We start from the raw sequence: 24,608 nt of genomic DNA, 5'->3' as shown, positions 1-24,608 counted from the left end.
ATGACCGAAAAGGAAAAACAGACGAAAACCGCCCGCGAGCTGCTCGACGACGGGCGCCGTCGGCCCTGGTACGTGCGCGCGGCCGTTTGGGGGGCGGTGGTCGCCCTCGCGGGTGCGGGCGGCTGGTACTGGTACGCGTCGAAGGACGCGGGCACGGGCCCCTCCTACGTCACCGAAACGGTCGAGCGCGGCAACCTCTCCGTGACGGTTTCCGCGGACGGAACGCTCAATCCGATGCGTACCGTGACGCTCGGCTCCGAACTCTCGGGGATCGTCCGCGAGGTGAACGTCGACGTGAACGACGAGGTCGTCGAAGGTCAGACGCTGATCGAACTCGACACCCGCAACCTCGAAGCGAAAGTGGCGAGCGCGCGTGCGAGTCTGACGAGCGCCAAGGCGCAGCTTGCGGAAAGCCGGGCGACCCTCAACGAGGCGGAACTGCGCTACAAGCGCATGAAGGAACTCAACCGCCTCTCCGAAGGCAAGATGCCCTCGGCGGCGGACTTGGACCAGCAGCAGGCGGCCGTCAAGACGGCGAGCGCCTCGGTGGACGTGGCCCGTGCGGCGATCGACGACGCCGAGGCGTCGCTTGCGACCGCGCAAACCGACCTTGAAAAGGCGCAGATCAAGTCGCCCATCAACGGGGTCGTGCTCGCGCGCTCGGTCGAACCGGGTTACGCCGTGGCGGCGAGCCTTCAGGCCGTCGAGCTTCTCACGCTCGCGACGGACCTGCGGGAGCTCGAGCTGCGCGTCGACGTCGACGAAGCCGACATCGGCGTCGTGAAGACGGGGCAGACCGCATACTTCACGGTGAGCTCGTACCCGAACCGTCGCTTCCCCGCGGAACTCAAGAAGGTGGCTTTCGGTTCGACCGAAACCGAAAACGTCGTCACCTACACGACGTACCTCAACGTCGACAACTCGGACCTTCTCCTGCGCCCGGGCATGACGGCTTCGGCCACGATTCTCACCGCCGAAAAATCGGGCGTTCTGCTCGTGCCGAATTCGGCGCTGCGCTTTACGCCGCGCGCCGAAAAGGAGGCCCCCTCGGGCATGTCCGCCATGATGATGCGCGGTCCTCACGGGGGCGGCACGAAGAGCGCCAAGGACGTGACGCAGCACGGCGAAGCCGAGCGAACGGTGTACGTGTTGAGAAACGGTCAGGCCGTCCCCGTTCGGGTGACGACGGGTCTGACGGACGGCGCCCGTACCGAAATCGTTTCGGGCGAACTGGCCGAAGGCGACGCCGTGGTGGTCGATCAGCGCCGCGCCGCCGCGAAGTAAGGGAGGCGACCGGAGATGACGCCGCTCATCGAACTGCGAGGCATCGGGAAGCGCTACGGCACGGGCGAAGCCGCGTTCGTAGCCCTTCACGACATCGATTTGACGATCAACGAAGGCGAGTTCGTGGCCATCATGGGCCCCTCGGGCTCGGGGAAGTCGACCGTCATGAACATCATCGGAGCGCTCGACCGCCCCTCGTGGGGCGAGTACCTCTTTTCGGGGCTGCACGTCGAGAAGCTTTCGACCGACGAACGGGCGCTTTTGCGCCGGAAGTTCCTCGGATTCGTCTTTCAGGGCTTCAACCTGCTTGCGCGCACGACCGCACTCGAAAATGTCGAGCTGCCGCTCCTTTACCGAGGTTTGCCGGGGCGGGAGCGGCGCGAATTGGCCATGGCGGCGCTTGAGCGCGTGGGGCTTGCGAACTGGGCGCATCACACGCCCGCGGAACTCTCGGGCGGGCAGCAGCAGCGCGTCGCGATCGCGCGCGCCATCGTGATCCGTCCGAAACTCCTGCTTGCCGACGAACCGACGGGCAGTCTCGACAGCGCCCGAAGCGTCGAGATCATGGAGCTTCTCTCTGAGTTGAACGCCGAGGACGGCATTACGGTCGCGCTCGTGACGCACGAGCCCGACATGGCCGAGTACGCGCACCGCCACATCGTCTTCAAGGACGGGCATTTGATTCGGGACGACCATCGGAGGACGGCATGATTTGGAACGCATTCCTGCTCGCCATGCGCCAGATTTGGCGCAACCCGATGCGCAGCTTGCTGACGGTGTTGGGCGTCGTGATCGGGGTGGCCGCCGTGATCACGATGGTGACGGTCGGCAACGGCGCCTCGGACGCCATTCGAACGCAGATCGAGTCCTTCGGCAACAACCAGATCATGTTGCGTCCGGGGATGCGTCTCGGGCCGGGTCAGAAGGTCGGCGCCCCCGACTTCAAGGTCGAGGACGCCGAGGCGCTCATGTCGCAGTTGGCGGGGGTCGAAGCGGTGGCGCCTCAGACCTCGAAGTCGATGACGATCGTGGCGAACGGCCGCAACTGGTCGACGAGCGTCGTCGGCACGGACAACCACTACTTTTCGATCGACAACCGCGAACTTGAGGCGGGGCGCTATTTCGAAGAGTCCGAAGAGCGTTCGGGGGCGGCCGTCTGCGTGATCGGTGGAACGATCCGCCGCGAACTCTTCGGCGAGAACGCCGACGTCGTGGGCGAAAACCTGAGAACGGGGGGCTTTTCCTGCCGCATCGTGGGGCTTTTGAAGACCAAAGGTACGGCGGCGATGGGGGGCGACCAGGACGACCTCGTCGTGATGCCGCTAAAAACCGTGCAGCGCCGTCTGCTCGGCGAGTCGCGCGTTTCCGCGCTCATGATCCGCATGAACGCCGAATCGGACCGCGAGCGCCTGAAGAGCGCCATCCGCGACCTCATGCGCGAACGGCGGTCGCTCTCCGTCGGGGACGACGACAACTTCACGATCATGGACACCGCGGAAATCGCGGCGAAGGTCGCTTCGACGACGCAGATCATGACGACGCTTCTCGCCGCCGTGGCGGCGGTCAGTCTGCTCGTGGGCGGCATCGGCATCATGAACATCATGCTCGTGTCGGTCACGGAGCGTACGCGTGAGATCGGCATTCGCCTTGCCATCGGCGCGCTCGGTCGCGAAGTGCTGATGCAGTTCCTGATCGAAGCGCTCATGCTCGGGTGCTTGGGCGGCTTGATCGGCGTGCTGCTTGCCTTCGGGGCGTCGCAGGGCCTCGCCGTACTCATGAACGTGCCCTTCATGTTCGATCCGGGCATCAACATCCTCGCCTTCACGGTCTCGGCCGCTACGGGCGTGGTGTTCGGGTTCTTCCCGGCGCGGCGCGCGGCGAAGCTTGACCCGATCGAAGCCGTTCGACACGAATAATCCCGCACGATCGGGAAAACCAAAAAGGCCCGGCGCTTCGGCGTCGGGCCTTTTTGTCAGCTGTTCGCGGCCGCCCGAGGGGCGGCCCGAACGCATCGGAAGCATCAGAACGGAACGTCTTCGCCGATGTCGTCGATGGGCGAGGACGTGGCGCTCGAGGCGGGCTGAGCGGCCGGAGCGGGCTGGGGGCGCGCGGCTGGAGCCTGGGGACGAGCGGCCGGGGTCGGACGCGGACCCGTGTCGAAGTCGCCGCCGCTCATCGGGGCGTCGCCGTACGACTGGCTGCGCCCGCCGAGGAGCTGGAGCACGTCGCCCACGATTTCCGTCGTGTAGCGGTCCTGACCCTGCTGGTCGGTCCACTTGCGCGTGCGCAGACGGCCTTCGATGTAGGCGGGGCTGCCCTTGTGGAGGTAGTCCTTGGCGATTTCAGCCGTGCGGCCGAAGAGAACAACGCGGTGCCATTCCGTTTCGGAAACCGGCTGGCCTTCGGCGTTGCGATAGCGACGCGTGGTCGCGAGCGAAAGCGTGGCGATGGCGCGGTTGCCGTCCGCGGTGTAGCGGACATCGGGGTCGGCACCGAGGTTGCCGAGAAGAATGACCTTGTTGACGGAAGCCATGATTCAAATCCCAAAAATAGAGTTACGTACACTTAAACAGTTAAGGCTTCGCCCGCCCGGTGCGTTTTGGAGGCCGGTTCGCTCAGGCCTCGAGCACTGACGAGCCAGAGGAGCATAGCAAAAGTGGCCAGACCGAATACGGCCTCCGCGGAGAAATGTTGGCTCACGGCGCCGCCCGCGGCGCCGCCCACGAACAGACCGATGTTCTGCGTGGTGTTGTAGATGCCGAGCGCAAGGCCTTTGTCCGCCTTGGGCGCGGCGCGCGAGATCATCCCGGGAAGGGTCGCCTCGAGAATGTTGAAGCACGCGAAAAAGAGCGCGAGCAGGAAGGCGATTTCCCAAACGGAGTGCATGAGGAAGATCATGAGCGCGAAGACGACGCCCATGAGGACGATCGTGCGACGAACGAGCACCGTCACCTTGCGGTTGCGCTCCGCCCAGCCGATGGGCTTCATCATCGCGGCAAAGCCGACGAGCACCGCAGGGAGGTAGATGTACCAGTGGTGCAGGACCGGAAGGCCCATCGATTCGAGTCGCGTCGGCACGACGACGAAGACCGCCGTCAGCACCGCGTGCAAAACGAAAATTCCGATGTTGAGGCGCAGGAGTTGCGGTTCGAAAAGGACCTTCTGCCAGGGCTGATGCTCGCCCGCCTCGGTTTCTGCGGACTTCGGGGCGGGCGGAACGACGAATTTGACGACGAGCACCGCGAGAAGCGCCAGAACGCCCGTCATCACAAAGAGCCCCGAAACGCCGACGAGCTCCGTAAGGGGAGGCGCGATCACGAGCGAGAGCGCGAACGTGAGCCCGATCGAGGCGCCGACGAAGGCCATCGCCTTCGTGATCACGCGCTCGCGTACGGAATCCGAAATGAAGGCCGTGACGGCCGCGGAAATGGCGCCCGCGCCCTGAAGGGCGCGACCGAGCATGACGGTCCAAATCGTGTCGCCCAAGGCGGCGAGAAAGCTCCCCGCGGCAAAGATAAGCAGACCAGCGATGATGACGGGCGTGCGCCCGTAGCGGTCCGACGCGACGCCGAAGGGAATCTGAAGGATCCCCTGCGTGAGACCGTAGATCCCGAGCGTGAGCCCGACGAGGAATTCGCTTTCGCCGCCCGGCAAGTGCCGTGCATACACCGCAAACACGGGAAGAATGACGAAAAGCCCGAGCATGCGCAGCGCGAAAATGCTTGCGAGCGAGAGACTCGACTTCTTCTCTTGAGGCGTCATGTGGGCGTCGGCGGGAGTGGGGGAGTGACCCATGGAGGACTCCTTGTTGATTTTTTTTGTTCGGGTGTCGAGAGCAGCGGAGTGTTCGGACCCCGGGCGGTCGTGCAAACGCGCAAGTCGTGCGATAAACGGCTCGGGAAGCGCTCTCGGTACAATGTCGGGGCAGTCTAGCGGGCAATTTTGGCCCGGAGCTTAACTCCCGCCGCGCGGGAAAAACGGGGTGGCAGGCCATGGTGGCGACCAAAGTCGGAGAACGGGCGGAGCGGGACGCCCTCGAAACGATCCGCATTCGGGGTGCCCGAACGCACAACCTGAAAAACATCTCGCTCGATCTGCCGAGGGGGCGCCTCGTTGTGATCACGGGCGTATCGGGCTCGGGAAAGAGTTCGCTCGCTTTCGACACGATCTGCGCCGAGGGCCAGCGCCGTTACGTGGAAAGCCTTTCGACCTACGCGCGGCAGGTCATGGCGCTCCTGCCGCGGGCCGACGTCGACGAGATCGAGGGACTTTCTCCCGTCATTTCGATCGAACAGAAAACGACCGGCTCGAACCCCCGCTCGAATGTCGGTACGGCCACCGAGATCGTCGACTACCTGCGCGTGCTCTTCGCACGGGCGGGCACGCCCTTTTGTCCCGTGCACGGACGCGCGCTCAAGGCCGACTCGGTGGCGGGCATCGTCGAAGCGACGCTCGGTCGTCCCGAAGGGTCGAAACTCATGGTGCTCGCGCCGCTTCCGCCCGGGCGCAACGTCCGCGAGGTCGTGGCCGAGGGGCTGAGAGCGGGCTTCATGCGGTTTCGCATCGATGGCGTTGTCGAAACGTTCGACACCCTTCCGGAAAAGCTCCCCGAAACAAGCGATGCCCTCGAAGTGGTGGTCGACCGTCTGCGCCTTCGCGCCGATCAGCGCGAGCGCCTCGTCGAGAGCGTGGAAACGGCGCTCGAACTCGCCGACGGCCGGGTCCGCATCGCCGACATGGATTCCGGCGAAACGGAGGATTTTTCTTCGCGAAACGCCTGCCCTTCGTGCGACTACACGGCGGGCGTTCTCGAGCCCAACCTCTTTTCGCCCAACACGCCTCAGGGGGCTTGCCCGACCTGCGGCGGCACGGGTACGGTCGAAGCCTTCGACCCGGATCTCGTGCTCGTTTCGGACGAGCTTTCGATCGCGCAAGGAGCGCTCGAGGGCTGGGGACGGGAACAGGAAGGCAATTTCGAGCGGATCGCGGCCGCGGCCCGTGCGCTCGGCGTATCGGTCGACGTGCCGTGGAAGACGCTGAGCGCCGGGGCGCGGCAGGGAATTCTGCGCGGAAGCCCCGAGACGCTCGCGCTCGATCCGCCGTTTCACGGCGTGATCGGCGAACTCGAACGCCTCCGGGGCGACGGAGACGGTCCGATCGCTCGGGCGCTCGAGCGCTTTCGGGGACCGTGCGCGTGTCCCGAATGCGGCGGAAGCGGTTTGGGTCTCACGGCCCGCAACGTGCGGCTCGGCGATACGCCCGACGCGAAGTCGCTTGCCGACCTCCTGACGATGCCGCTTGCGGAGCTCTCCGACTATTTCCAAAGCCTGTCGCTGCCGGAATCGAAGCGGCTCGTGGCCGATCGGTTGCTTGAGGCCGTACGGGTGCGGCTCGAATTCCTGCACAACGTCGGCGTCGGCTATCTGACGCTCGGTCGTCGGATCGAAACCCTCTCGGGGGGCGAGCATCAGCGCATTCGTCTTGCGGGCCTGCTCGGTTCGGGGCTGACGGGGCTTCTCTACGTGCTCGACGAGCCGAGCATCGGGCTGCATCCCGTCGACAACGCACGGCTCATCCGCACGCTCGAAGACCTGCGCGACCTCGGCAATACGGTGCTCGTCGTCGAACACGACGAAGAGATCATGCGCGCGGCCGACCGGATCATCGACCTCGGCCCGGGCGCGGGCGAAGCGGGCGGATACGTACTGGCCGAAGGCCGGGCCGAGGAGCTTGCCTGCAACGAGCGCTCCGTCACGGGGCGCTATCTCAGGAGGGAGCGTACGGCGCCGGGGCCCGCCCCGATCGACGCGCGCGCTCCGGATCGCGCCCGGCTCGAACTCCGAGGTGCGTGCGGACACAACCTGAAGAACGCAACCCTGCGGGTGCCGCTCGGGTGCTTCACGGTGGTGTCGGGCCCCTCGGGCTCCGGCAAATCGTCGCTTGTGAACGACACGCTGCTACCCGCACTCGTCGCCCGACTTCAGGGCGGAAAGCGCACGCCTCTGCCCTACGCCGAGCTTCTCGGTGCGGAAGAGCTCGACAAGGTCGTCGTGGTCGATCAGAGCCCGATCGGGCGCACGCCCCGATCGAATCCCGCCACCTACACGGGACTCTTCGGCCTGATTCGCGAGGTGTTCGCGCAGACGCAAACGGCGCGCGAGCGCGGGTACGGTCCCGGGCGCTTCAGCTTCAACACGAAGGGCGGCCGGTGCGAAGCGTGTCAGGGCGACGGCGTCGTGCGGGTGGAGATGCAGTTTCTGCCCGACGTCTACGTCACGTGCGACATCTGCGGGGGCGAGCGCTACAACCGCGAGACGCTCGAGTGCCGCTTCAAGGGCCGAAGTATCGGCGACGTTCTGCGCATGACGGTTTCGGAAGCCTCGGAACTTTTTCAAAACCACCCGCAGATCGAACGGCGCCTGCAGGCGCTTCGCGACGTGGGGCTCGGATACGTTCGTCTCGGACAGAGTGCCGCCACGCTTTCGGGCGGGGAAGCGCAGCGCGTGAAACTTGCCGCGGAATTGGCGCGCGTCGAAACGGGGCGAACGCTTTACGTACTCGACGAGCCGACGACGGGGTTGCATTTCGCCGACGTCGAGGAGCTCCTCGGGGTGCTGCGTCGTCTGACCGCGCAGGGCAATACGGTGCTCGTCGTCGAACACAACGTCGACGTCATGCGGGCGGCCGATTGGATGGTCGACCTCGGACCCGCCGGAGGCGAAGCGGGCGGACGCGTCGTGGCCGAAGGGACGCCCGCGGAGCTCGCGCGCAATCCCGAAAGCGTGACAGGGCCCTGGCTATGAGCGGGGCGATGCGCAGCGATCGTCGCCCGACGAGCGTTCTCGTGACGGGCGCGAACGGTCGTCTGGGTTCGGCCGCCGCCGAGCGCCTGCGCGCGGCGGGATTTCTCGTTCACGCCCGCACGCGCTCGGAACTCGACATTGCGGACGCCGAGGGGGTGCGGGAGACGGTCTCCGCTCTGCGCCCCGACGTCATCGTGAATGCGGCCGCCTATACGAACGTCGCACGCGCGCCGTCGGAACCCGAGGCGCTGAGACGGGCGAACGTCGAGGGGCCGGCGGTGCTTGCCGCCTGTGCGGCGCGCTTTGACGCGCGGCTCGTGCATTTTTCAACGGATTACGTATTTTCCGGGGGCGGCCTCAAGTCCCATCGCGAGAGCGACCCCCGACGCCCCGCGGGCGCGTACGGCCGAAGCAAGGCGCTCGGCGAAGCGCGCATCGAGCTCTCGGGCGCGCGTTACTGGATCGTTCGCATCGGTTGGCTTCACGGTGCGGGAAACGACTTCGTCGTTCGGGTGCTTGATCAGGCGCTTGCCGGGAAAGCAATCGTCATGCGGCGCAATCAGTGGGGACGGCCCACCTCGTACGATGCGGTCGCGCGCCTCTCTGCGGCGCTTTGCGGGCATCCCGAGGTCGCGGGAGGGGGAAGCGCCGTCTTTCACTTCGGACAGGCGGGCGCCTGCGTGAGCCGCTTCGGCTGGGCGCAGTTCGTGCTACGTTGCGCGGCGGAAATCACACCCGATCGGGCGGACATTTTTCTCGGCGCCGCACGAAGGATGCGGGGCGTGACGCTCTTCGACCCGGAGCGGCCGGAAAATTGCCGGCTTGCGCTGCGGGACCTTGAGGCGTGTCTCGGCATTCGTGCGGACGCGCTCTCTCCGAGTTGGCGCGACGACGTGAGCGCGTCCGTCGCCGCACGACTCGGCGCTCACGCACGCGGATCGGTCGAGAGCGCCTGAGGGTCGGTTATTTGCCGAGATTGGACTCGAAATTCCAGCTGTCGCGGCACATTTCGTCGATGCCGTACTTCGCCTTCCAGCCGAAAAGCTTGAAGGCGAGCGACGGATCGGCCCAGTTCGCGGCGATGTCGCCGTCGCGACGGGGAGCGAATTCGTAGGGGACGGGCTTCCCGGAGGCGCGCTCGAAGGCGTGCACGATGTCGAGCACGCTGTAGCCGCGGCCGCAACCGAGGTTGACCGCGATCCAGCCCGTATGCTCCGCCGCGTAGGGCAGCGCGGCGGCATGCCCTTCGGCGAGGTCCATCACGTGGATGTAGTCGCGCACGCCCGTGCCGTCGGGCGTGTCGTAGTCGTTGCCGAAAATGCGCAGGGCGGGCAGACGCCCGTTCGCCACGCGCGCCACGTACGGGAGGAGATTGTTCGGAATCCCGTTGGGATCTTCGCCGATGAGGCCCGAGGGATGCGCGCCGATCGGGTTGAAGTAGCGCAGGCACACGACGCTCAGATCCGGGTAGGCGCGGCACGCGTCCGCAAGCATGGCTTCGATGTGCAGCTTCGTGCGCCCGTAGGGGTTCGTCGGCTCGCCGAGCGGTTCGGCTTCGGTAAGCGGCAGGTGCTGCGGTGTCCCGTAGACGGTGGAGGACGAGCTGAAGATCAAACGCTTGACGCCCGTCGCGCGCATGGCTTCGAGGAGTCGCAGGCTGCCCGTCACGTTGTTGTCGTAGTACTCGAGCGGTTTCGCCACCGATTCGCCCACGGCCTTGAGACCGGCGAAGTGAATCACAGTATCGATCTTTTCGTCGCGAAGGGTGCGCTCCATGGCGTCGCGGTCGCGGATGTCGCCTTCCACGAAGACCGGCGCCCGACCCGCAATGCGCGTGATGCGCTCCGCCACGGAACGGTCGGCGTTCGAGAGATTGTCAAAGAGCACGACGTGGTGCCCGGCTTCGAGAAGAACGACGGCGGTGTGCGAGCCGATGAAGCCCATGCCGCCCGTAAGGAGAATTCGCATATCGGGAAAAGCGTTGTCGAAAATATCGTGGGAAAATGGTCGAACAACCGACGCTCCGACAGTCTAGCGGTTTTCGCCGATCGGTCGGGCGTCCCCGCAACCGCCCCAACGAGGATCCCCGTGTTTTTCCGACCGTTTTTCGCACACCGTGCCCCGTCGCTTCCCTCCCGAACGAACGCATGGGGCGGCGCGATTCTTGCGATCGTCGCGGCGCTTGCCGGCGCCTCGAACGTCGAAGCGGCCACCGCCGACGAGGTTCGAGCGAAATGCCGCGCCGAAGGGCGTCCGTGCGTGGGGCTCGTCCTTTCGGGGGGCGGCGCCCGAGGGTTCGCTCACGTGGGCGTTCTGAAGGTGCTCGAAGAGTTGGGCGTCAAAATCGACGTCGTGACGGGTACGAGCATGGGCTCCATGATCGGGGGCGCCTACGCGGCGGGGTATACGCCGGAGGAAATCGAAGGGATCGTCGTTGGCGTCGACTGGGACAAGATGCTCGCGCCCCGCACGGACCGCGCCAACCTCCCCTGGCGCGAAAAAGAAAACGACTATCAGGGGCTCTCGTCGGGCTCCGTCGAAATCAACGCCCGCGGAGAATTGAAGCTCCCCGAAGCCATCGTGCCGTCGCAGGAGCTCTCGCTCTTTCTGACGACCTGGACGGGACGGGTCGACATGGTGAACGACCTCGCGCGACTCTCCATTCCGTTTGCGGCGCCGGCGACCGACCTCGTGCACGGGCGACGCGTCGTCATGCAAAAGGACTGCACGCTCGGCGAAGCGATGCGCGCGTCGATGTCGGTGCCCGGGGCGTTCGCGCCGCTCGAATACAAGGGAACGCTCCTCGTCGACGGGGGGCTCGTCGACAATCTGCCCGTCGCGCTGGCGCGCGAAATGGGGGCCGACGTCATCATCGCCGTGAACGTGGGAACGCCTCTTTCGGGACGGGACAAGCTCACGAACGTGGTGGGCGTCATGGCGCAGATGGTGAACATCCTGACGGAACAAAACGTCCGGGCTTCGATCGAGTCGTTGCGCGAGGGCGACATTCTCATTACGCCCGATCTGGAGCGCGAGCACCTCACGAGCGCCGACCTCAAAAAGAGCCGTCAAATCATCGAGATCGGACGACAGGCGGCGTTGCAGGCGGCCGAACGTCTCAAAGCCTACGGCGCGCCCGAAGCTCAGTACGCGGCCTGGGACGAGAAGCGCCGTCGTCCGATCGTCGAGACGGCGAATGCGAATCATCACACGCTTTCGGGGATCCGCGTGGACCGACGGACGTCGCTCGATCCGGAGCGCGTCGTCGCCGCGGCCGATTTGCCGCTCTACGAGCCGCTCTCGCGGGAACGCATCGAAGAAGGGACGCGCCGCATCTGGTCCGAGGGCTACTATTCGCGCGTCAACTACCGGTTCGAGCCGGGCCCGAACGGCACCGAAGTGCTGGTCCTCGAGCCCCACGAAAAGCGCGACCGCTATTCCACGATTCGCATCGGCGGGTCGCTCGAAACGGACTTCGACGAAAGCCATAATTTCACGGCTGTTTTCTCGCACACCTGGCACCTGCTCAACGACTGGGGCGGAGCTTGGAAAAACGAAGTGCAGCTCGGCGACGAGCAGTACTTTCGGTCGGAGTTCTACCAGCCGATCGGCACGACGTCGAACTGGTTCGTCATGCCGAGTCTGGAATATTCGCGCGAGAAGTACGACGTCTACCGCGACGGCAAGGCCATGGCGACGGACCGCTCCGCGATGTTCGACGCGCGGGTGCTCGCGGGTTACGAGATCGAACGACTCGGCTACGCGGGCGTGCAGGTCGGGTACCTCGATCAGCACGAACGGCGCATCGTGGGGCCGGACTTCGATTCGGAGCAAAGCGAAATCGGTACGAATTCGCCGTATGCGGGCGGGGTCGTTTTCATCGACACGCTCGACAGCGTGGACTTCCCGACGAAGGGCGTGCGGTTCGGTCTCCAGGGGTATGTGACGGAAGGGGACGACGCCGGCGCCGAGTCCGACTACTACTACCTCGGCGACTTCTGCTGGCCGGTCTCGTGGAACCGTTGGACCGTCACGACGAACCTGCTCGTGGGGCGCTCGACGATGCGGGGCACCTTCTGTCTCGGCGGCGCGAAAAAGATGATCGGCGCGGACTACGGTCGATGGGTGGGCTCGCGCATGGAGTACGGGCGCTTTACCGTGTCGCGCAACGTGAGCGACTGGACGGGCATGAGCATTCCGCTCTGGCTCGGCGTCTCGACCGAAGCGGGGCGCGCCTGGAATCCGAAGGACGACGAACGGTTCGAGAGCGGCCGGGACGACTGGCACAAGTCGGCCTCGATCTTCGCGGGGCTCGACAGCCCGCTCGGTCCCGTCTACCTGATGCTCGGAAAAACCTTCGACGAAGGTACGGCGCTCTACTTCGTCTGGGGCCATCGCAACTGAGGTCCCGAAACGAAACGGGCATGCCCGAGGGGGGGATTCCCCCGGGCATGCCCCGAGCGCGTGGAAAAGAAGAGCGTTGTCGACTCAGTCGGCCTTCGGCGCGGGCGCGTCGGTCGACTCTTCCGCCTTCGGTGCGGGCAGGGGCGGCAGGTGGTCGACGGCGAGCTTCAGCGCGTGAAGCGAAAGGTTGATTTCCGCCGAGAAAAGAAGCGCGCACGTCACGATGAGCGCGATCGCGCCCACGAGGAAAACTGCTTCGGCAACGAGGAGATCGTAGTCGAGAAAGGCGCTCGCCACGCTCGTCACGACGAGAAGGGCCGAACAGACGGCCGAAAGACCCACGCAGAGCATGCCGCGGCGCAGGAGCGAGGCGCGCAGAAAGATGAGGTCGATTTCCGCATCGATGTCGGGTTCGAGGTGGCGGGAGGCGGACTCGCGCTTGGCCATCAGCTGTCGGATGCGGTTCGTGGCGTGGTTGTAGCGCCCCGTCATGCAGATCATCAGAAGGCCGACCCCGGAAATCAGGGTGATCGGCGTGATGGCGGTCGCGAGCGCCTGGTTGAATTCGGTAATGCCGATCATGACTGCTTCTCCTCGGTGTGCGACGCGGCTTCGGTTCGGTCGCGGTTTTGCTCGTGGAGGTGCTCGACCGCGAGGCCGAGCGCATGAAGCGAGAGCCCGATTTCCATGCAGAAAAACGCCGTGGAGACGACGATGAGGCCGAGAGCTAGTACGAGCCAAATCGCGGAGATCGTCACGAAGTTGGTCGAGCTGAAGTTCGAGAGGACGTTCGTGGCTACAAGGAGCCCCGAGCAGACCGCCGAGAGCGACAGGCAGAGCATCGCCTTGCGAAGGTACGAGGCGCGGCGGAAAATCAGATGAATTTCCTTGTCGAGCGCGGGCTCGACGAAGGAACCCCCGTCTTCGCGCTTTTTGATGAGCTGACGGATGCGGTCCGTCGAATGGTTGTAGCGGTTCGTCATGCAGAGCATCATGAGACCGACACCCGAAATCAGGGTGATCGGCGTGAGCGCATTGACGAGCATGTTCTGAAATTGTTCGAACACGGATGTCTCCGGCGTACGAGAGGCTGAAGGTTTGAGAAAGGTGTCGTCGATTCGGGAGGTCAGGCTTCGGCCGGAGTCGCTGCGGCGCTTTCCGCGGGCGCGGGATCGGGGAAGCGGGCGAAGGTTTCGACGCGCGGATTCACGATGCGGCGATAGTCTTCGGTGCGGATGATGATCGAACGGTCGAGGTGCCCGGCATTGAAGGCGATCTCTTCGTAGCGACCGAAAAGCGCGCGGTCGACGACGAGTTCGAGCTCGGGGTGCAGGCTGACGGGCGGAATGGCGCCGAAGACGCATCCCGTCAGTTCGCGCACTTCGTCGGGACTTGCAAGCGACGCGCGTCGCCCGCCGATTGCACGGGCGAGCTCCGAAAGATCGGCCTGCATGTCGGCGGGCAAAACCGCCAGGACGTGTTTTTTGACGCCGTTGCCTTTGACCGTGCAACAAAGCGCCTTGGCGCCCTGACCGAGTTCGGTGCCGCGGATCTCCGCCACCGACTGGCTCGACTTGCCGCCCGCGGCGTGATGAAGGACGCGGTAGTCGGCGTTGCCCGCATCGAACAAGGCGCAGAGTTGCTCGAGAACGTTTTCGACCATGTGATCCTCGCAAATAGGGGAAACGGAGGTCTGCGAAAAGAGGCCTTCCCAAACCGCGATAGAATACGCCAACCCGCTGGAGGGCGGGGCTTTCGGGCCCCTGGGCCTTCCCTAAGTCTTCTACTCTTCTATTTGTTTGGCTCGGTATGTTGTACGGAACCTATCTTGCGTTCGACTTCGGTCTGTCCCGCACCGGCGTGGCGACGGGCAACTCCGTCACGCGCTCGGCGGAACCGCGCGGCATTCTGTTCGCGCAAACCAACGCCGAGCGTTGGGCGGCGATCGAGGCGCTCGTCGAGCATTGGGAGCCCGTCGCGTTCGTCGTGGGCGTGCCGCGGCACCCGGACGGGGCGCCCGGGGAACTCACGGGGCGGTGCGAGCGCTTCGCGCGGCAGCTCGGAGGACGCTTCCGTCGCCCGGTTTTCACGGTCGACGAACGGTATTCGTCGGTCGACGTGGAGCACGAGGCCGAATGGATCGACGATCTTTCCGCCTGCGTCATCCTCGAACAGTATTTCGCCGAGAACGCTTCGTCGGAAACCGAAGCGTAAGGAGCAGCCTCCGCCATGAATCAGGTAACGGGCGCCGTGCGCCTTTTTTTCGTAGCTCTCTACATCCTTCTCGTTGTCTTTTTCGTTCTCGTCGTGTTCCCGTTTTGTTCGGCGACGCAACGCGGTCGTTGGATTCACCGCCTCGCGGGTTGGGTTCCCGCAATTTGCGGCGTGCGCATGACGGTCAAAGGCCGGGTCCCCGACGAGGGCGCCCGCGAGACGGGCATTCATTCGGGCGGCACGGGCTATATGGTCTGTGCGAATCACGTGTCCTTTCTCGACATCTTCGTGCTCGACGCCGTACTGCCCTCGCGCTTCGTGGCGAAAAAGGAAATTGCTTCCTGGCCCGTTTTCGGGATGATCACCCGCGGCGTGGGGACGCTTTTCATCGACCGCTCGCGCCGTCGGGCCGTGCTTGAGGTGGCCGAACTCATGAGTTCCACGATGAAAAAGGGCGAGAACGTGCTCTTTTTCCCCGAAGGAACGACGGGGAAGGGCGACCGACTTCTGCCCTTTTACGCGAACCTCTTTACGGCGGGGCCGATGGCCGAAGCCGAGATTCTGCCCGTGGCGCTGCGCTACACGCTGAAGGGCGAAACGACGACCGTCGCTTCCTACGCGCACGAGTCGCTCTTTACGGTGTTGCGCCGCATCGTTTCGACCCCGGGGCTCGGCGTCGAAGTCACCGTGCTCGATCCGATTCCGAGCGCGGGCCGCGAGCGGCACGAACTGTGTGCTCTCGCTTCGGCCCGCATGGCGGAGGCGCTCGGCGTGCCCGACGCCACGGCGGAAAAGGAAGCTCAGCGCCGCGCGCGCATCGAAGCGGCGACGGCAAGCCGAACGGAGGCCTGAGGCCCGAGGGCCCCGGCCGGGGCCTCACGACTTACGACGCGTGCTTCCCCGTTTTCTTCTTCTTGAAGGTAAACGGATCCGCCCAACAGGGGCAGGGCTCTTCGAAGAACCGTCGATCCGGGAAGCGGACGGCCGTGAGGCGTCCGCCCCAGAGGCACCCCGTATCGATCGCGACGACGTCGGGGCGATTGATGAGCCCCAGCATCGACCAGTGTCCGAAGCAGACGGTCACGTCGCGCTCTCGCCGTCCCTCGAACTCGAACCACGGCACGAGGTGTGCGGGCGCGGAGCCGATGTCTTCTTTCTGTTCGAAGTCAAGTTCGCCCGTCGTCCGATCGACGAAGCGCATGCGCGTAAAGGCGTTGAGAATCGCCCGCATGCGCGCCGGCCCCGTGAGTTCGCCCGTCCAGTCGGTGTTGCCGTACATGCCCTGCAACCACGTCTTCCAGTTGTCCCCGGAGAGGGCCTCGTGCGCTTCGGCGGCAAGAGCCCGCGCTTCGTCGAGCGTCCAGTTGGGGTTGAGCCCCGCATGCGCGAAGACCGTGCCGCAACGCTCGATGAGAAGCGGCTGTCGGCGCAACCACTCGACGAGCTCCTCGCAGTCGGGAGCCTCCAGAATTTCGCCGATCGTGTCCTTTTTGTGAACCCGTCCCGCGCCCGCCGCGCAGGCAAGCAGGTGCAGGTCGTGGTTGCCGAGCGTGACCGCAACGCGCGAGCCGAGCGACTTGATGAAGCGCAACGTGGCGAGCGATTCGGGTCCGCGGTTCACCAGGTCGCCGACGAAAAGAAGGGGCGCGTCGGCGGGGAGTTGCTCGAGCAGGCCTTGGAGACTTTCGAGACAACCTTGAATGTCGCCGATGGCATAAACGGAATCTTGATTCATATGAAGGAGGCCGGTTGCGGTGAACGGACGGCGCGCGTTAAGCTTCCTGCGCTCGCCGGGCAATGGTCCCAAATTCTAGTCGGAAGCCCGGCGTCCGATCGTTCAACCGCCAAGAGGTTTCTTCATGCTTCCCGTTCGTAAAGTCGTCTTCCCCGTCAACGGTCTCGGCACCCGGTTCCTGCCGGCCACGAAGGCCATGCCGAAGGAGATGCTTCCCGTCGTCGACAAGCCGCTCATTCAGTACGCGGTGGAAGAGGCCGCGGCTGCCGGCATCACGGAAATGATCTTCGTTACGGGGCGCAACAAGCGCGCGATCGAAGACCACTTCGACTGCCACCCCGAACTCGAACACGATCTCGCCTCGAAGGGCAAGGACGAGCTGCTTGAAATCGTTCGCGGCATCGTTCCCCCGGGCGTCAACTGCATTTACATCCGTCAGCCGATGGCGCTCGGTCTCGGGCACGCGGTGCTCTGCGCCCGCCCCGTGGTCGGCAACGAACCCTTTGCCGTGATGCTCGCCGACGACCTGATCGACGGCAAGAGTTCGACCGTCGGTCAGCTCGTCGAAGCGCGTCGCCGTGCGGGCGGCGGCTCGGTCGTGGCCGTTCAGGACGTCGCGCCCGAAGACACGAAGAAGTACGGCATCGTGAGCGTGGACGACGCGCGTCAGACCACCTCGCAGATGCGCGGCATCGTGGAAAAGCCCGATCCGTCCGTGGCCCCGTCTCGTCTCGCGGTGATCGGCCGCTACGTGTTCGAGCCCGAAATTTTCGACTACCTCGCGCGCCAGGAAGCGGGCGTGGGCGGGGAAATCCAGTTGACCGACGGCATCGCCGCGTCGCTCGCGAAGGTGCCCACCTACGCGCACCGCTACGAAGGCACGCGATTTGACTGCGGCAGCAAGCAGGGGTTCCTCGACGCCACCGTGCACTTCGCGCGCAAGCGCGGCTTCAAGATCAACTGATCGACGGGCGATTTCGATAAAAAAACGGGGACGCGCAAGCGTCCCCGTTTTGGCTCCGGGCGTCCGTGCGGGCGCCCGAGAGCGCCTCCCGAGCGCTGCCTCAGAGGCCGCGCACTTTTTTAAGGAGCGCCGTCGTGGAGCGCTCGTGCTCGAACGACACGGTGACGGTCTTGGCGCCCCACGTGGCGGCAAGCTTCGCCTCGGGCAGATCCTCGACGTTGTAGTCGCCCCCCTTCACGTAGATGTCGGGGCGGGCGAGTTCCACGGCCTTCAGGGGCACCTTGTCGGGAAACACCACGACGAGATCGACCGATTCGAGCGCGGCGAGAACGGCGGCGCGGTCGGCCTCGGTGTTGATCGGGCGATCGTCTCCCTTGCCGAGCATCTTGACGGATGCGTCGCTGTTGACGGCCACCACGAGGCTCGCGCCGAGACTGCGGGCCTGCGCGAGGTAGGTGACGTGCCCGCGGTGCAGGATGTCGAAGACGCCGTTCGTCATCACGACGGGGTGCGGCAGGGCCGCGGCACGGGCGGCAAGCTCGCTCATGTCGCAGATCTTGGTTTCAAAGGTCGGAGCGGGAAGACGCTGGCTCATGAAAAATCCTCAACGAAGCGCTCGAACCAGGGCGAAGCGACGGCCTCGGCCAGGCTCGCGAATGCGGCGGTCGCATCCTCCGAAGGTTCGGGTCGGCCGAGGCCGTCCGTGCCGAGGAGAACGCGTTCCGGGAGACCTGCGCGACGCCCCGCCGTGCAGTCGCCCGGCTTGTCGCCGAACATGACGGAGCGCTCGGGATCGAGCCCGAGCTCTTCGACGGCCTTGAGAAGCATCCCGGGTTCGGGTTTGCGGCATCCGCAGTCCGTGCGATAGGCGGGGAGGGCCTTCTCCGGATGGTGCGGGCAGAAATACACCCCCGCAAGCGGCGCGCCCGCCTCGGCAAAGCGCGTCTTCATCCACGCGGTGAGCTTCTCGAAATCGGCCTCGGTGTAGTAGCCGCGGCCGATGCCCGACTGATTGGTGACGACGACGAGCTCGAAGCCCGCGTCGTGCAGACGGCGCGCGGCTTCGAGGACGCCCGGAACCCAGTCGAAGTTCTCGATTTCGTGCACGTACGCATGATCGACGTTGATCACGCCGTCGCGATCGAGAAACGCGGCTCGTTTCCGGGGCGAACTCACTTGTCGGCCTCGACGTGCGGGTACGCCTTGAGAAGCTCGTGCATGTAGTCGCGCGTGCCTTCCTCCACCGAGCGGAAGGCCACGTCGCAACCCGCGGCGCGCAGCTTCGTGAGGTCGGCCTGGGTGTAGGCCTGGTACTTGCCTTTGAGCGCTTCGGGGAAGGGGATGTACTCGATTTCGCCCGCGGCCACGGCCTCTTCGAGGGTGAACACGGACTTCCCGGCGGCTTCGCGAAGCGAATTGACCACGGAAAGCGCCACGTCGTTGAAGGGCTGGGCGCGGCCGGTGCCGCAGTTGTAGATGCCGGAGACGGGCTTATCGAGGAAGTGCATGAGCACGTTCACGACGTCGTCGATGTAGACGAAGTCGCGCAGCTGGGCGCCGTTGGCGTAGCCGAGGCAGCCTTCGAATAGCTTCACCTTGCCCGTGCGGCGGTACTGGAAGTACTGGTGGTAGGCGACGCTCGCCATGCGGCCCTTGTGCTGCTCGTGCGGGCCGTACACGTTGAAGTAGCGAAGCCCGATGACAGGGCTGCGCAGGTAGTCCATTTCGCGGCGCAGCACCTGGTCGAAGAGGTACTTCGAGTAGCCGTAGACGTTGAGGGGCCCTTCGTAGCGGACGTCTTCGACGAATTCGGTGTGCGCGCCGTACGTGGCGGCCGAGGAGGCGTAGATGAAGGGGATGCGCAGCTCCTGCGCCCAACGGAAGAGGTCGAGCGTGTAGCGGTAGTTGTTCTCCATCATGTAGACGCCGTCCTGTTCCATCGTGTCGGAGCAGGCCCCCTGATGGAAGATCGCTTCGGGCTTCGGAGCGGTCCCGGCGCGAACGCGCGCGATGAAGTCCCGCTTGTCGAAGTAGTCCGAAATGCGGCACTTGGCGAGATTGAGGAACTTTTCGCTCTTCTCGAGGTTGTCGACGGCGATCACGTCGGTGACGCCCCGAGCGTTGAGGGCGAGAACATTGTTGCAGCCGATGAAGCCGGCCGCGCCGGTCACGAGAATGCTCATGGAGAAACCTTTAGGAAAAGCGGCCGGTCGCCCGAGCGCACGGCCTGAGAAAAATTCGGAGAAGTCGGACGTGCCGAAGCGTCAATGAAAGAGCTCGTCGTACGTCACGGCGGCGGTGCCGAGTTTGCCAACCACGATACCACCCGCGCGGTTGGCGATGGTCACGGCCTGCTCGATGCTCGTACCCGTGGCGAGCATCGCCGCGAGAACGCCGATCACCGTGTCGCCCGCTCCCGAGACGTCGAAGACTTCGCGGGCCTGCGCCGGAATGGTGAACTGCCCGTCCTCGTGGTAGAGCGTCATCCCCTCTTCGGAGCGTGTGAGAAGGAGGTACGAGAGGTCGAGTGCTTCGCGCAGCCCCTGCGCTTTGACCGTCAGGTCCGATTCGCTCGACCAGTCGCCCACGACCTGGCGAAGTTCGGCGCGGTTCGGCGTGATGACGGTCGCGCCCGCATAGCGGTCGTAGTTCGACCCCTTGGGGTCGACGAGGATGGGGATCGAGCGCTTGCGAGCGGCCTCGATCATGGCGCGGATGTGCGAGAGGCCGCCCTTGCCGTAGTCGGAGAGAACGAGCGCGTCGGTCTCGCCGAGCAGGGTTTCGAAAAGACCGAGATGCGCGAGGAGCGCCTCCTTCGCGGGTTCGGCCTCGAAGTCGCAGCGCACCATCTGCTGCTGACGCGCGACGATGCGCAGCTTGACGGTCGTGCGCAGGGTCGGGTCGAATTCGAGCTTGGGATTGATCCCTTCATCCTTGAGCAGGGACTCGATCGTCAGGCCCGCTTCGTCGCGGCCGACCACCGACAACAAGGTCGAGGTCGCCCCGATTCGGGCGATGTTGCGGGCCACGTTGGCCGCGCCGCCGAGTCGCTCTTCGGTGCGCACGACGCGCACGACGGGCACGGGCGCTTCGGGCGAAATGCGCTCGGCGTCGCCGAACCAGTACCGGTCGAGCATGGCGTCGCCCGTGACGAGAATGCGGGCCTTCTGAAGCGTTTCTTTGTTCATATGTCTGTCGAATGCGGGATCCGGGCGGATCCGGAAATGTCGGCCTCGATTTTACCAAGGGGCCGTACGGCGGGGCGATTCGCGGCGAGAACGCGGGGGCTGCGGGGTCCGCAAAGCCCGCTCTCGGTAAAATAACAAGATTGGCCCTTCGGGGGCCCTATCAACAGAACGAGATAAGGAACAGACATGCAGGTCGATGGATCGATTTTCAAGGCTTACGACATCCGCGGCATCGTCGACAAGACGCTCACCGAAGAGGCGTGCCGGGCCGTCGGCCGCGTGCTCGGCACGATGGCGCTCGAAGCCGGCAATCGAACGTTTGCGGTCGGCCGCGACGGACGACTCACGGGCGAACGCCTGCAAAAGGCTCTGATGGAAGGGATCGTTTCGACGGGTGTCGACGTCGTCGACATCGGTACCGTGCCCACGCCCGTTCTCTACTTCGCGACGAAATTTCTGAAGACCCGCTCCGGGGTGGCCGTGACGGGGTCGCACAATCCTCCCGAATACAACGGGCTCAAGATGCTCGTCGACGACGTGACGCTCTGCTCGGACGACATCCAGATGATCCGCGAGCGCATCATGACGGAAGACTGGGTGAAGACCGACAAACCGGGCACGATCACCCGCGTCGACGTTTTGGACGAGTACGTCGAGCGTGCGACGCGCGGCCTCAAGCTCAAGCGCCGTCTGAAGGTCGCGGGCGACGCGGGCAACGGCATCGCGGGGCCCGCGATGTGCCGCCTCATGGGGGCGCTCGGCGACAAGGTCGACTTCGTGCCGCTTTTTGCCGACGTCGACGGGACCTTTCCGAACCACCATCCCGATCCTTCGAAGCCCGCCAACCTCGCGGACCTCATCGAAGCGGTGCGCGCGACCGGGGCCGATTACGGCTTTGCCACGGACGGCGACGGCGACCGCCTCGGCGTCGTGACCAAGACGGGCGAAGTGATCTTCCCCGACCGCCTCATGATGCTTTTCGCCGAAGACATGCTCGCCGAGCATCCGGGCGCTCAGATCGTCTACGACGTGAAGTGCTCGCGCAAGCTCGTCGACGTGATCCGCGAAAAGGGCGGCGAACCCACGATCAGCGCCACGGGCCACTCGCTCGTCAAGGCAAAACTCCGCCAGACGAACGCGCCGCTCGCGGGTGAAATGTCGGGCCACATCTTCTTCAACGACGAGCGCTGGTTCGGGTTCGACGACGGCCTCTACGCCGCGCTGCGTCTCCTTGAAATCCTCTCGCGCTCCGACGACCCCTCGAAGACGCTCTCGGACTTGCCGAGCGCGGTCAATACGCCCGAACTTCAGATCCCCACGGCCGAAGGCGAAAACAAGCGCTTCATCGAACGCCTGCGCAACGAAGCTCAGTTCCCGGACGCCAAGGACGTGATCCGCGTCGACGGTCTGCGCGTCGAGTGGGAGGACGGCTTCGCGCTCGCGCGCTCCTCGAACACGACGCCCGTCGTCGTGGTGCGTCTCGAAGGCGACACGCCCGAAGCGCTCGCGCGCATTCGCCGTACGTTCGCGGCCGCTCTCAAGGCGGTCGACCCCTCAATGGTCATTCCCGAATAAAAGGAGCCGGTCATGACGACGCCCTCCACGGCGCTTCTGCCCTTTTTGCGCGACTGTCTCGAGACGGGAACCGATGCGACGGCCTGCGGCATTCGCATCGACGTGTCGCGGCAGCGACTCAACGCCGACGATTTTCGACGGCTCCTCGACTTCGGTCGCGACCGCGGCCTTCAAGAGGCGCACGCCCGCATGATGGCGGGCGACGTCGTGAATCGCTCCGAGGGGCGGGCGGCGCTTCATGCGGCGCTTCGCGCCTTCGAGCCCGACGCGCCCCGTCACGCCGAGGTGCTCGCCGAGCGGACGCGGATGCTGCGCTTCGCGCAGCTCGTGCTCGAAGGGCGTTGGCGCGGCTGTCGCGGCGACCGGGTGACCGACATCATCAATATCGGGATCGGCGGCTCCGAAATGGGGCCCCGAGCCGTCTGGCACGCGCTGCGTCCGGCGACCCCGGACATTCGTCTGCACTTCTTGTCGAGCGTCGACGGCGTCTTGCTCGAGCGCATTCTCTCCGAATGCAATCCGCTCTCGACCCTCGTCGTCGTTTCGTCGAAGAGCTTCAAGACGCGCGAAACGCAGGTGAACGCGGCGGCGGTCGATCAGTGGCTTCTCGACAACGGGATCGTCGGCACCGACCGGGCGCGCCACATGGTGGTGGTTTCCGCCAACCCGCAGGCGCCCGACATCATGTGCCTGCCGAAGGAAAACTTCTTCCGGATTTGGGATTGGGTGGGCGGACGCTTTTCCGTCTGGGGCTCGATCGGGCTGCCGCTCGCCGTGGCGCTCGGGCCCGAAGCGTTTTCGGAATTCCTGCGGGGCGCGAACGAGATGGACCGCCATTCGCTCTCGGCGCCGCTCGAAGAAAATCTCCCCGCACTCCTTGCGCTCGTCGCGTACTGGAACGCGACGCGCCTGGAAATCACGTCGCACTGCCTTTTGCCTTACGACGAGCGTCTGCGCGTCATGGTTCCGTGGTTGCAGCAGCTCGAAATGGAGTCGCTCGGCAAGTCCCACGCGGCCGACGGCACGCCCATTGCAGGTCATACCGGGCAGGGCGTTTGGGGCGCGAACGGCAACGAAGCCCAGCACAGCTTCTACCAGTGGCTGCGCGAAGGGACGGGCCGCACGAGCCTCGACATCGTTTGGAGCGAGATGCCCGGACACCGCTACGCGGAGCACTACCGCGTCCTTTTGGCGAATGCCCGCGCGCAAACCGAAGCGCTGGTGACGCGCGACCCCGAGAGCCCCTACTTCAACGCGGTGACGGCGATCGTCATCGACGCGGTGACGCCGCGCCGACTCGGCGCCTTCATGGCGATGTACGAGCACAAAACGACGATGCTCGGGACGCTCTTCGGCATCAACCCCTTCGATCAGCCGGGGGTCGAACTCGGCAAGCGGCTCTCGAAGCGAGCCGAAGAGGGGATCGCTATCGGGCCCGATGCGGGAGAGCGCGCATGAAAGTACTGATCGTCAAAACCTCGTCCATGGGCGACATCATTCACGCGCTGCCGCTCGTGCACGACCTGACGGGGGGCCATCCCGAAGCGGAAATCCATTGGCTCGCGGAAGAGAGCTTTCGCGACATTCCGACCTTCGCGCCCGCCGTTTCGACCGTGCATCGAACGGCCTTTCGCCGCTGGCGCCGCACGCCCTTCGCCGCGAACGTGCGCGAAGAAATCGGCGCGCTGAAGAGCGCTCTTCGGGCGGCCGATTACGATGCGGTGCTCGACATTCAGGGGCTGTTGCGCTCGGCCGTGGCCGCCCGCTGGACGGGCAAGCCCGTCACGGGCTACACCCGCCGCACGGTGCGCGAGCCGCTGGCGAGCTGGTTTTACGACAAAAAACTCGATTTGCCCGAGTCGCTCGGCGCCGTGCGCCGCTATCGACTCGCCGCGGCCGAAACGTTCGGCTACGCGATCGACGAGGAGCACCCGGTCTTCGCGTTGCGCGCCGACCGAGCCGTGGCTCTGCCCGTTACGGGCCCTTACGCGGCGCTTGCCGTCAATACGAGCCGCGACGAGAAACTCTGGCCCGAAGCGCACTGGGTGCGGCTGGGCGAAGAACTTCTCCGGCGCGGCATGCGGAGCGTGATCTTTTGGGGCAACCCCGAGGAGCGTCTCCGTGCCGAACGCATTGCCGCGCGGATCGAAGGCGCTCTCGTTCCCGAGCGCATGCCGCTTGCCGACGTGGGAGCGGTGCTTGCGGGCGCGCGACTCATGGTGGGGGTCGACACGGGGATCGCGCATCTGGCGGCCGCGCTCGGCCGCCCGAGCGTGGGCATTTTCGTTTCGACCCCGACCGAGACCCTGCGCCTCATCGGCGACGGGCCGTGCCTCTCGCTCGGCGGCGTCGGCGAAGTGCCGACGGTCGAAGCGGTTCTGGACGCGGCCGATGCGGTCGCGGGCGCGCGTTGAGGCGCCCGTCCGAAAAAAAGAACATGG

The 24,608-nt window shown here is 65.3% G+C and carries 23 protein-coding genes; 12 read left to right on the top strand and 11 right to left on the bottom strand.

The window, feature by feature from the left end; translation table 11 throughout:
• Genes S6FBBBH3_RS00365 through S6FBBBH3_RS00355 form a run of 3 tightly spaced genes read left to right on the top strand, consistent with a single transcriptional unit; the run spans position 1 to position 3,200 of the window.
• Complete coding sequence (locus S6FBBBH3_RS00365; protein ID WP_120175846.1) at positions 1-1,284, top strand: efflux RND transporter periplasmic adaptor subunit; 1,284 nt, start codon at positions 1-3, stop codon at positions 1,282-1,284.
• A 15-nt stretch (positions 1,285-1,299) separates the two neighbouring features.
• Entirely contained in the window at positions 1,300-1,995 is a 696-nt protein-coding gene (locus S6FBBBH3_RS00360; RefSeq protein WP_120175845.1) for an ABC transporter ATP-binding protein, read from the top strand.
• Positions 1,992-3,200 carry an ABC transporter permease gene (locus S6FBBBH3_RS00355; protein WP_120175844.1) on the top strand — a complete coding sequence of 403 codons (1,209 nt, stop codon included), beginning with the start codon at positions 1,992-1,994 and terminating at the stop codon, positions 3,198-3,200. Before S6FBBBH3_RS00360 ends, S6FBBBH3_RS00355 begins: the two co-directional genes overlap by 4 nt.
• Positions 3,201-3,304: 104 nt before the next feature.
• On the opposite strand, the gene S6FBBBH3_RS00350 is transcribed toward S6FBBBH3_RS00355, so the two are convergent.
• Together S6FBBBH3_RS00350 and S6FBBBH3_RS00345 are read right to left on the bottom strand one after the other, a co-directional pair.
• Positions 3,305-3,817: a single-stranded DNA-binding protein gene (locus tag S6FBBBH3_RS00350; RefSeq protein ID WP_120175843.1), complete on the bottom strand. Its 513-nt coding sequence runs from the start codon at positions 3,815-3,817 to the stop codon at positions 3,305-3,307.
• A gap of 32 nt (positions 3,818-3,849) precedes the next feature.
• Positions 3,850-5,079 (bottom strand): MFS transporter, encoded by a 1,230-nt coding sequence (locus S6FBBBH3_RS00345; protein ID WP_120175842.1) that lies wholly within the window; start codon positions 5,077-5,079, stop codon positions 3,850-3,852.
• Between the two features lie 197 nt (positions 5,080-5,276).
• Here S6FBBBH3_RS00345 and uvrA point away from each other — a divergent pair, with 197 nt between their 5' ends.
• Together uvrA and S6FBBBH3_RS00335 are read left to right on the top strand one after the other, a co-directional pair.
• A complete protein-coding gene (uvrA, locus tag S6FBBBH3_RS00340) occupies positions 5,277-8,087 on the top strand; it encodes an excinuclease ABC subunit UvrA (protein ID WP_120175841.1) in 2,811 nt (936 codons plus the stop codon).
• A gap of 8 nt (positions 8,088-8,095) precedes the next feature.
• The gene (locus S6FBBBH3_RS00335) at positions 8,096-9,043 is read left to right on the top strand and encodes an SDR family oxidoreductase (RefSeq protein WP_170143785.1); all 948 of its coding nucleotides are present in this window, start codon (positions 8,096-8,098) and stop codon (positions 9,041-9,043) included.
• A 7-nt stretch (positions 9,044-9,050) separates the two neighbouring features.
• Here S6FBBBH3_RS00335 and galE read toward each other — a convergent pair whose 3' ends face one another.
• A complete protein-coding gene (galE, locus tag S6FBBBH3_RS00330; RefSeq protein ID WP_120177760.1) occupies positions 9,051-10,055 on the bottom strand; it encodes a UDP-glucose 4-epimerase GalE in 1,005 nt (334 codons plus the stop codon).
• 120 nt (positions 10,056-10,175) lie between these two features.
• On the opposite strand from galE, the gene S6FBBBH3_RS00325 reads away from it, so the two are divergent.
• Positions 10,176-12,491: a patatin-like phospholipase family protein gene (locus S6FBBBH3_RS00325; protein WP_170143784.1), complete on the top strand. Its 2,316-nt coding sequence runs from the start codon at positions 10,176-10,178 to the stop codon at positions 12,489-12,491.
• Positions 12,492-12,575: 84 nt separating this feature from the next.
• Here S6FBBBH3_RS00325 and S6FBBBH3_RS00320 read toward each other — a convergent pair whose 3' ends face one another.
• The 3 genes from S6FBBBH3_RS00320 to S6FBBBH3_RS00310 are packed head-to-tail and all read right to left on the bottom strand — an operon-like array spanning position 12,576 to position 14,154.
• Positions 12,576-13,073 (bottom strand): DUF2721 domain-containing protein, encoded by a 498-nt coding sequence (locus S6FBBBH3_RS00320; RefSeq protein ID WP_120175838.1) that lies wholly within the window; start codon positions 13,071-13,073, stop codon positions 12,576-12,578.
• Positions 13,070-13,558, bottom strand: coding sequence for a DUF2721 domain-containing protein (locus S6FBBBH3_RS00315; protein WP_232008797.1), 489 nt, complete (start codon positions 13,556-13,558; stop codon positions 13,070-13,072). The genes S6FBBBH3_RS00320 and S6FBBBH3_RS00315 overlap by 4 nt, the downstream gene beginning before the upstream one ends.
• Positions 13,559-13,617: 59 nt before the next feature.
• On the bottom strand, positions 13,618-14,154 hold the full coding sequence (locus S6FBBBH3_RS00310) for a YbaK/prolyl-tRNA synthetase associated domain-containing protein (protein WP_120175837.1): 537 nt from the start codon (positions 14,152-14,154) through the stop codon (positions 13,618-13,620).
• Positions 14,155-14,300: 146 nt separating this feature from the next.
• Here S6FBBBH3_RS00310 and ruvX point away from each other — a divergent pair, with 146 nt between their 5' ends.
• Together ruvX and S6FBBBH3_RS00300 are read left to right on the top strand one after the other, a co-directional pair.
• Complete coding sequence (gene ruvX / locus S6FBBBH3_RS00305; RefSeq protein ID WP_120175836.1) at positions 14,301-14,705, top strand: Holliday junction resolvase RuvX; 405 nt, start codon at positions 14,301-14,303, stop codon at positions 14,703-14,705.
• A 15-nt stretch (positions 14,706-14,720) separates the two neighbouring features.
• A complete protein-coding gene (locus tag S6FBBBH3_RS00300; protein WP_120175835.1) occupies positions 14,721-15,557 on the top strand; it encodes a lysophospholipid acyltransferase family protein in 837 nt (278 codons plus the stop codon).
• A gap of 31 nt (positions 15,558-15,588) precedes the next feature.
• On the opposite strand, the gene S6FBBBH3_RS00295 is transcribed toward S6FBBBH3_RS00300, so the two are convergent.
• Positions 15,589-16,440 (bottom strand): symmetrical bis(5'-nucleosyl)-tetraphosphatase, encoded by an 852-nt coding sequence (locus tag S6FBBBH3_RS00295; RefSeq protein ID WP_120175834.1) that lies wholly within the window; start codon positions 16,438-16,440, stop codon positions 15,589-15,591.
• A 124-nt stretch (positions 16,441-16,564) separates the two neighbouring features.
• Between S6FBBBH3_RS00295 and galU the strand changes: the two genes are divergently transcribed.
• A complete protein-coding gene (galU, locus tag S6FBBBH3_RS00290) occupies positions 16,565-17,404 on the top strand; it encodes a UTP--glucose-1-phosphate uridylyltransferase GalU (RefSeq protein WP_120175833.1) in 840 nt (279 codons plus the stop codon).
• A gap of 100 nt (positions 17,405-17,504) precedes the next feature.
• Here galU and rfaE2 read toward each other — a convergent pair whose 3' ends face one another.
• The 4 genes from rfaE2 to rfaE1 all read right to left on the bottom strand — a co-directional run bounded on the left by rfaE2 (position 17,505) and on the right by rfaE1 (position 20,592).
• Complete coding sequence (gene rfaE2 / locus S6FBBBH3_RS00285) at positions 17,505-17,999, bottom strand: D-glycero-beta-D-manno-heptose 1-phosphate adenylyltransferase (RefSeq protein WP_120175832.1); 495 nt, start codon at positions 17,997-17,999, stop codon at positions 17,505-17,507.
• Positions 17,996-18,580: a D-glycero-beta-D-manno-heptose 1,7-bisphosphate 7-phosphatase gene (gene gmhB / locus S6FBBBH3_RS00280; RefSeq protein ID WP_120175831.1), complete on the bottom strand. Its 585-nt coding sequence runs from the start codon at positions 18,578-18,580 to the stop codon at positions 17,996-17,998. The genes rfaE2 and gmhB overlap by 4 nt, the downstream gene beginning before the upstream one ends.
• A complete protein-coding gene (gene rfaD / locus S6FBBBH3_RS00275; protein ID WP_120175830.1) occupies positions 18,577-19,587 on the bottom strand; it encodes an ADP-glyceromanno-heptose 6-epimerase in 1,011 nt (336 codons plus the stop codon). Before rfaD ends, gmhB begins: the two co-directional genes overlap by 4 nt.
• Positions 19,588-19,668: 81 nt before the next feature.
• Positions 19,669-20,592, bottom strand: coding sequence for a D-glycero-beta-D-manno-heptose-7-phosphate kinase (gene rfaE1 / locus S6FBBBH3_RS00270; protein ID WP_120175829.1), 924 nt, complete (start codon positions 20,590-20,592; stop codon positions 19,669-19,671).
• 186 nt (positions 20,593-20,778) lie between these two features.
• On the opposite strand from rfaE1, the gene S6FBBBH3_RS00265 reads away from it, so the two are divergent.
• Genes S6FBBBH3_RS00265 through waaC form a run of 3 tightly spaced genes read left to right on the top strand, consistent with a single transcriptional unit; the run spans position 20,779 to position 24,581 of the window.
• The gene (locus tag S6FBBBH3_RS00265) at positions 20,779-22,167 is read left to right on the top strand and encodes a phosphomannomutase/phosphoglucomutase (RefSeq protein ID WP_120175828.1); all 1,389 of its coding nucleotides are present in this window, start codon (positions 20,779-20,781) and stop codon (positions 22,165-22,167) included.
• 12 nt (positions 22,168-22,179) lie between these two features.
• Positions 22,180-23,625 (top strand): glucose-6-phosphate isomerase, encoded by a 1,446-nt coding sequence (locus tag S6FBBBH3_RS00260; protein ID WP_120175827.1) that lies wholly within the window; start codon positions 22,180-22,182, stop codon positions 23,623-23,625.
• On the top strand, positions 23,622-24,581 hold the full coding sequence (waaC, locus tag S6FBBBH3_RS00255; protein WP_120175826.1) for a lipopolysaccharide heptosyltransferase I: 960 nt from the start codon (positions 23,622-23,624) through the stop codon (positions 24,579-24,581). The genes S6FBBBH3_RS00260 and waaC overlap by 4 nt, the downstream gene beginning before the upstream one ends.
• The last annotated feature ends 27 nt before the right edge of the window (positions 24,582-24,608 follow it).

The sequence above is a fragment of the Sutterella megalosphaeroides genome, from assembly GCF_003609995.1.
Classification (GTDB): domain Bacteria; phylum Pseudomonadota; class Gammaproteobacteria; order Burkholderiales; family Burkholderiaceae_F; genus Sutterella; species Sutterella megalosphaeroides.
This window is presented reverse-complemented; position numbering and strand designations above follow the sequence as displayed.

What these genes read in the sequence shown, in the direction of transcription:
- waaC (WP_120175826.1), top strand. Translation starts at nt 23,622, where the DNA reads ATGAAAGTACTGATCGTCAAAACCTCGTCCATGGGCGACATCATTCAC.
- S6FBBBH3_RS00350 (WP_120175843.1), bottom strand. Translation starts at nt 3,817, where the DNA reads ATGGCTTCCGTCAACAAGGTCATTCTTCTCGGCAACCTCGGTGCCGAC.
- S6FBBBH3_RS00365 (WP_120175846.1), top strand. Translation starts at nt 1, where the DNA reads ATGACCGAAAAGGAAAAACAGACGAAAACCGCCCGCGAGCTGCTCGAC.
- S6FBBBH3_RS00295 (WP_120175834.1), bottom strand. Translation starts at nt 16,440, where the DNA reads ATGAATCAAGATTCCGTTTATGCCATCGGCGACATTCAAGGTTGTCTC.
- S6FBBBH3_RS00300 (WP_120175835.1), top strand. Translation starts at nt 14,721, where the DNA reads ATGAATCAGGTAACGGGCGCCGTGCGCCTTTTTTTCGTAGCTCTCTAC.
- S6FBBBH3_RS00310 (WP_120175837.1), bottom strand. Translation starts at nt 14,154, where the DNA reads ATGGTCGAAAACGTTCTCGAGCAACTCTGCGCCTTGTTCGATGCGGGC.
- galE (WP_120177760.1), bottom strand. Translation starts at nt 10,055, where the DNA reads ATGCGAATTCTCCTTACGGGCGGCATGGGCTTCATCGGCTCGCACACC.
- rfaD (WP_120175830.1), bottom strand. Translation starts at nt 19,587, where the DNA reads ATGAGCATTCTCGTGACCGGCGCGGCCGGCTTCATCGGCTGCAACAAT.
- S6FBBBH3_RS00335 (WP_170143785.1), top strand. Translation starts at nt 8,096, where the DNA reads ATGCGCAGCGATCGTCGCCCGACGAGCGTTCTCGTGACGGGCGCGAAC.
- ruvX (WP_120175836.1), top strand. Translation starts at nt 14,301, where the DNA reads ATGTTGTACGGAACCTATCTTGCGTTCGACTTCGGTCTGTCCCGCACC.
- rfaE2 (WP_120175832.1), bottom strand. Translation starts at nt 17,999, where the DNA reads ATGAGCCAGCGTCTTCCCGCTCCGACCTTTGAAACCAAGATCTGCGAC.
- S6FBBBH3_RS00360 (WP_120175845.1), top strand. Translation starts at nt 1,300, where the DNA reads ATGACGCCGCTCATCGAACTGCGAGGCATCGGGAAGCGCTACGGCACG.
- S6FBBBH3_RS00265 (WP_120175828.1), top strand. Translation starts at nt 20,779, where the DNA reads ATGCAGGTCGATGGATCGATTTTCAAGGCTTACGACATCCGCGGCATC.
- S6FBBBH3_RS00260 (WP_120175827.1), top strand. Translation starts at nt 22,180, where the DNA reads ATGACGACGCCCTCCACGGCGCTTCTGCCCTTTTTGCGCGACTGTCTC.
- S6FBBBH3_RS00355 (WP_120175844.1), top strand. Translation starts at nt 1,992, where the DNA reads ATGATTTGGAACGCATTCCTGCTCGCCATGCGCCAGATTTGGCGCAAC.
- S6FBBBH3_RS00345 (WP_120175842.1), bottom strand. Translation starts at nt 5,079, where the DNA reads ATGGGTCACTCCCCCACTCCCGCCGACGCCCACATGACGCCTCAAGAG.
- rfaE1 (WP_120175829.1), bottom strand. Translation starts at nt 20,592, where the DNA reads ATGAACAAAGAAACGCTTCAGAAGGCCCGCATTCTCGTCACGGGCGAC.
- galU (WP_120175833.1), top strand. Translation starts at nt 16,565, where the DNA reads ATGCTTCCCGTTCGTAAAGTCGTCTTCCCCGTCAACGGTCTCGGCACC.
- S6FBBBH3_RS00320 (WP_120175838.1), bottom strand. Translation starts at nt 13,073, where the DNA reads ATGATCGGCATTACCGAATTCAACCAGGCGCTCGCGACCGCCATCACG.
- uvrA (WP_120175841.1), top strand. Translation starts at nt 5,277, where the DNA reads ATGGTGGCGACCAAAGTCGGAGAACGGGCGGAGCGGGACGCCCTCGAA.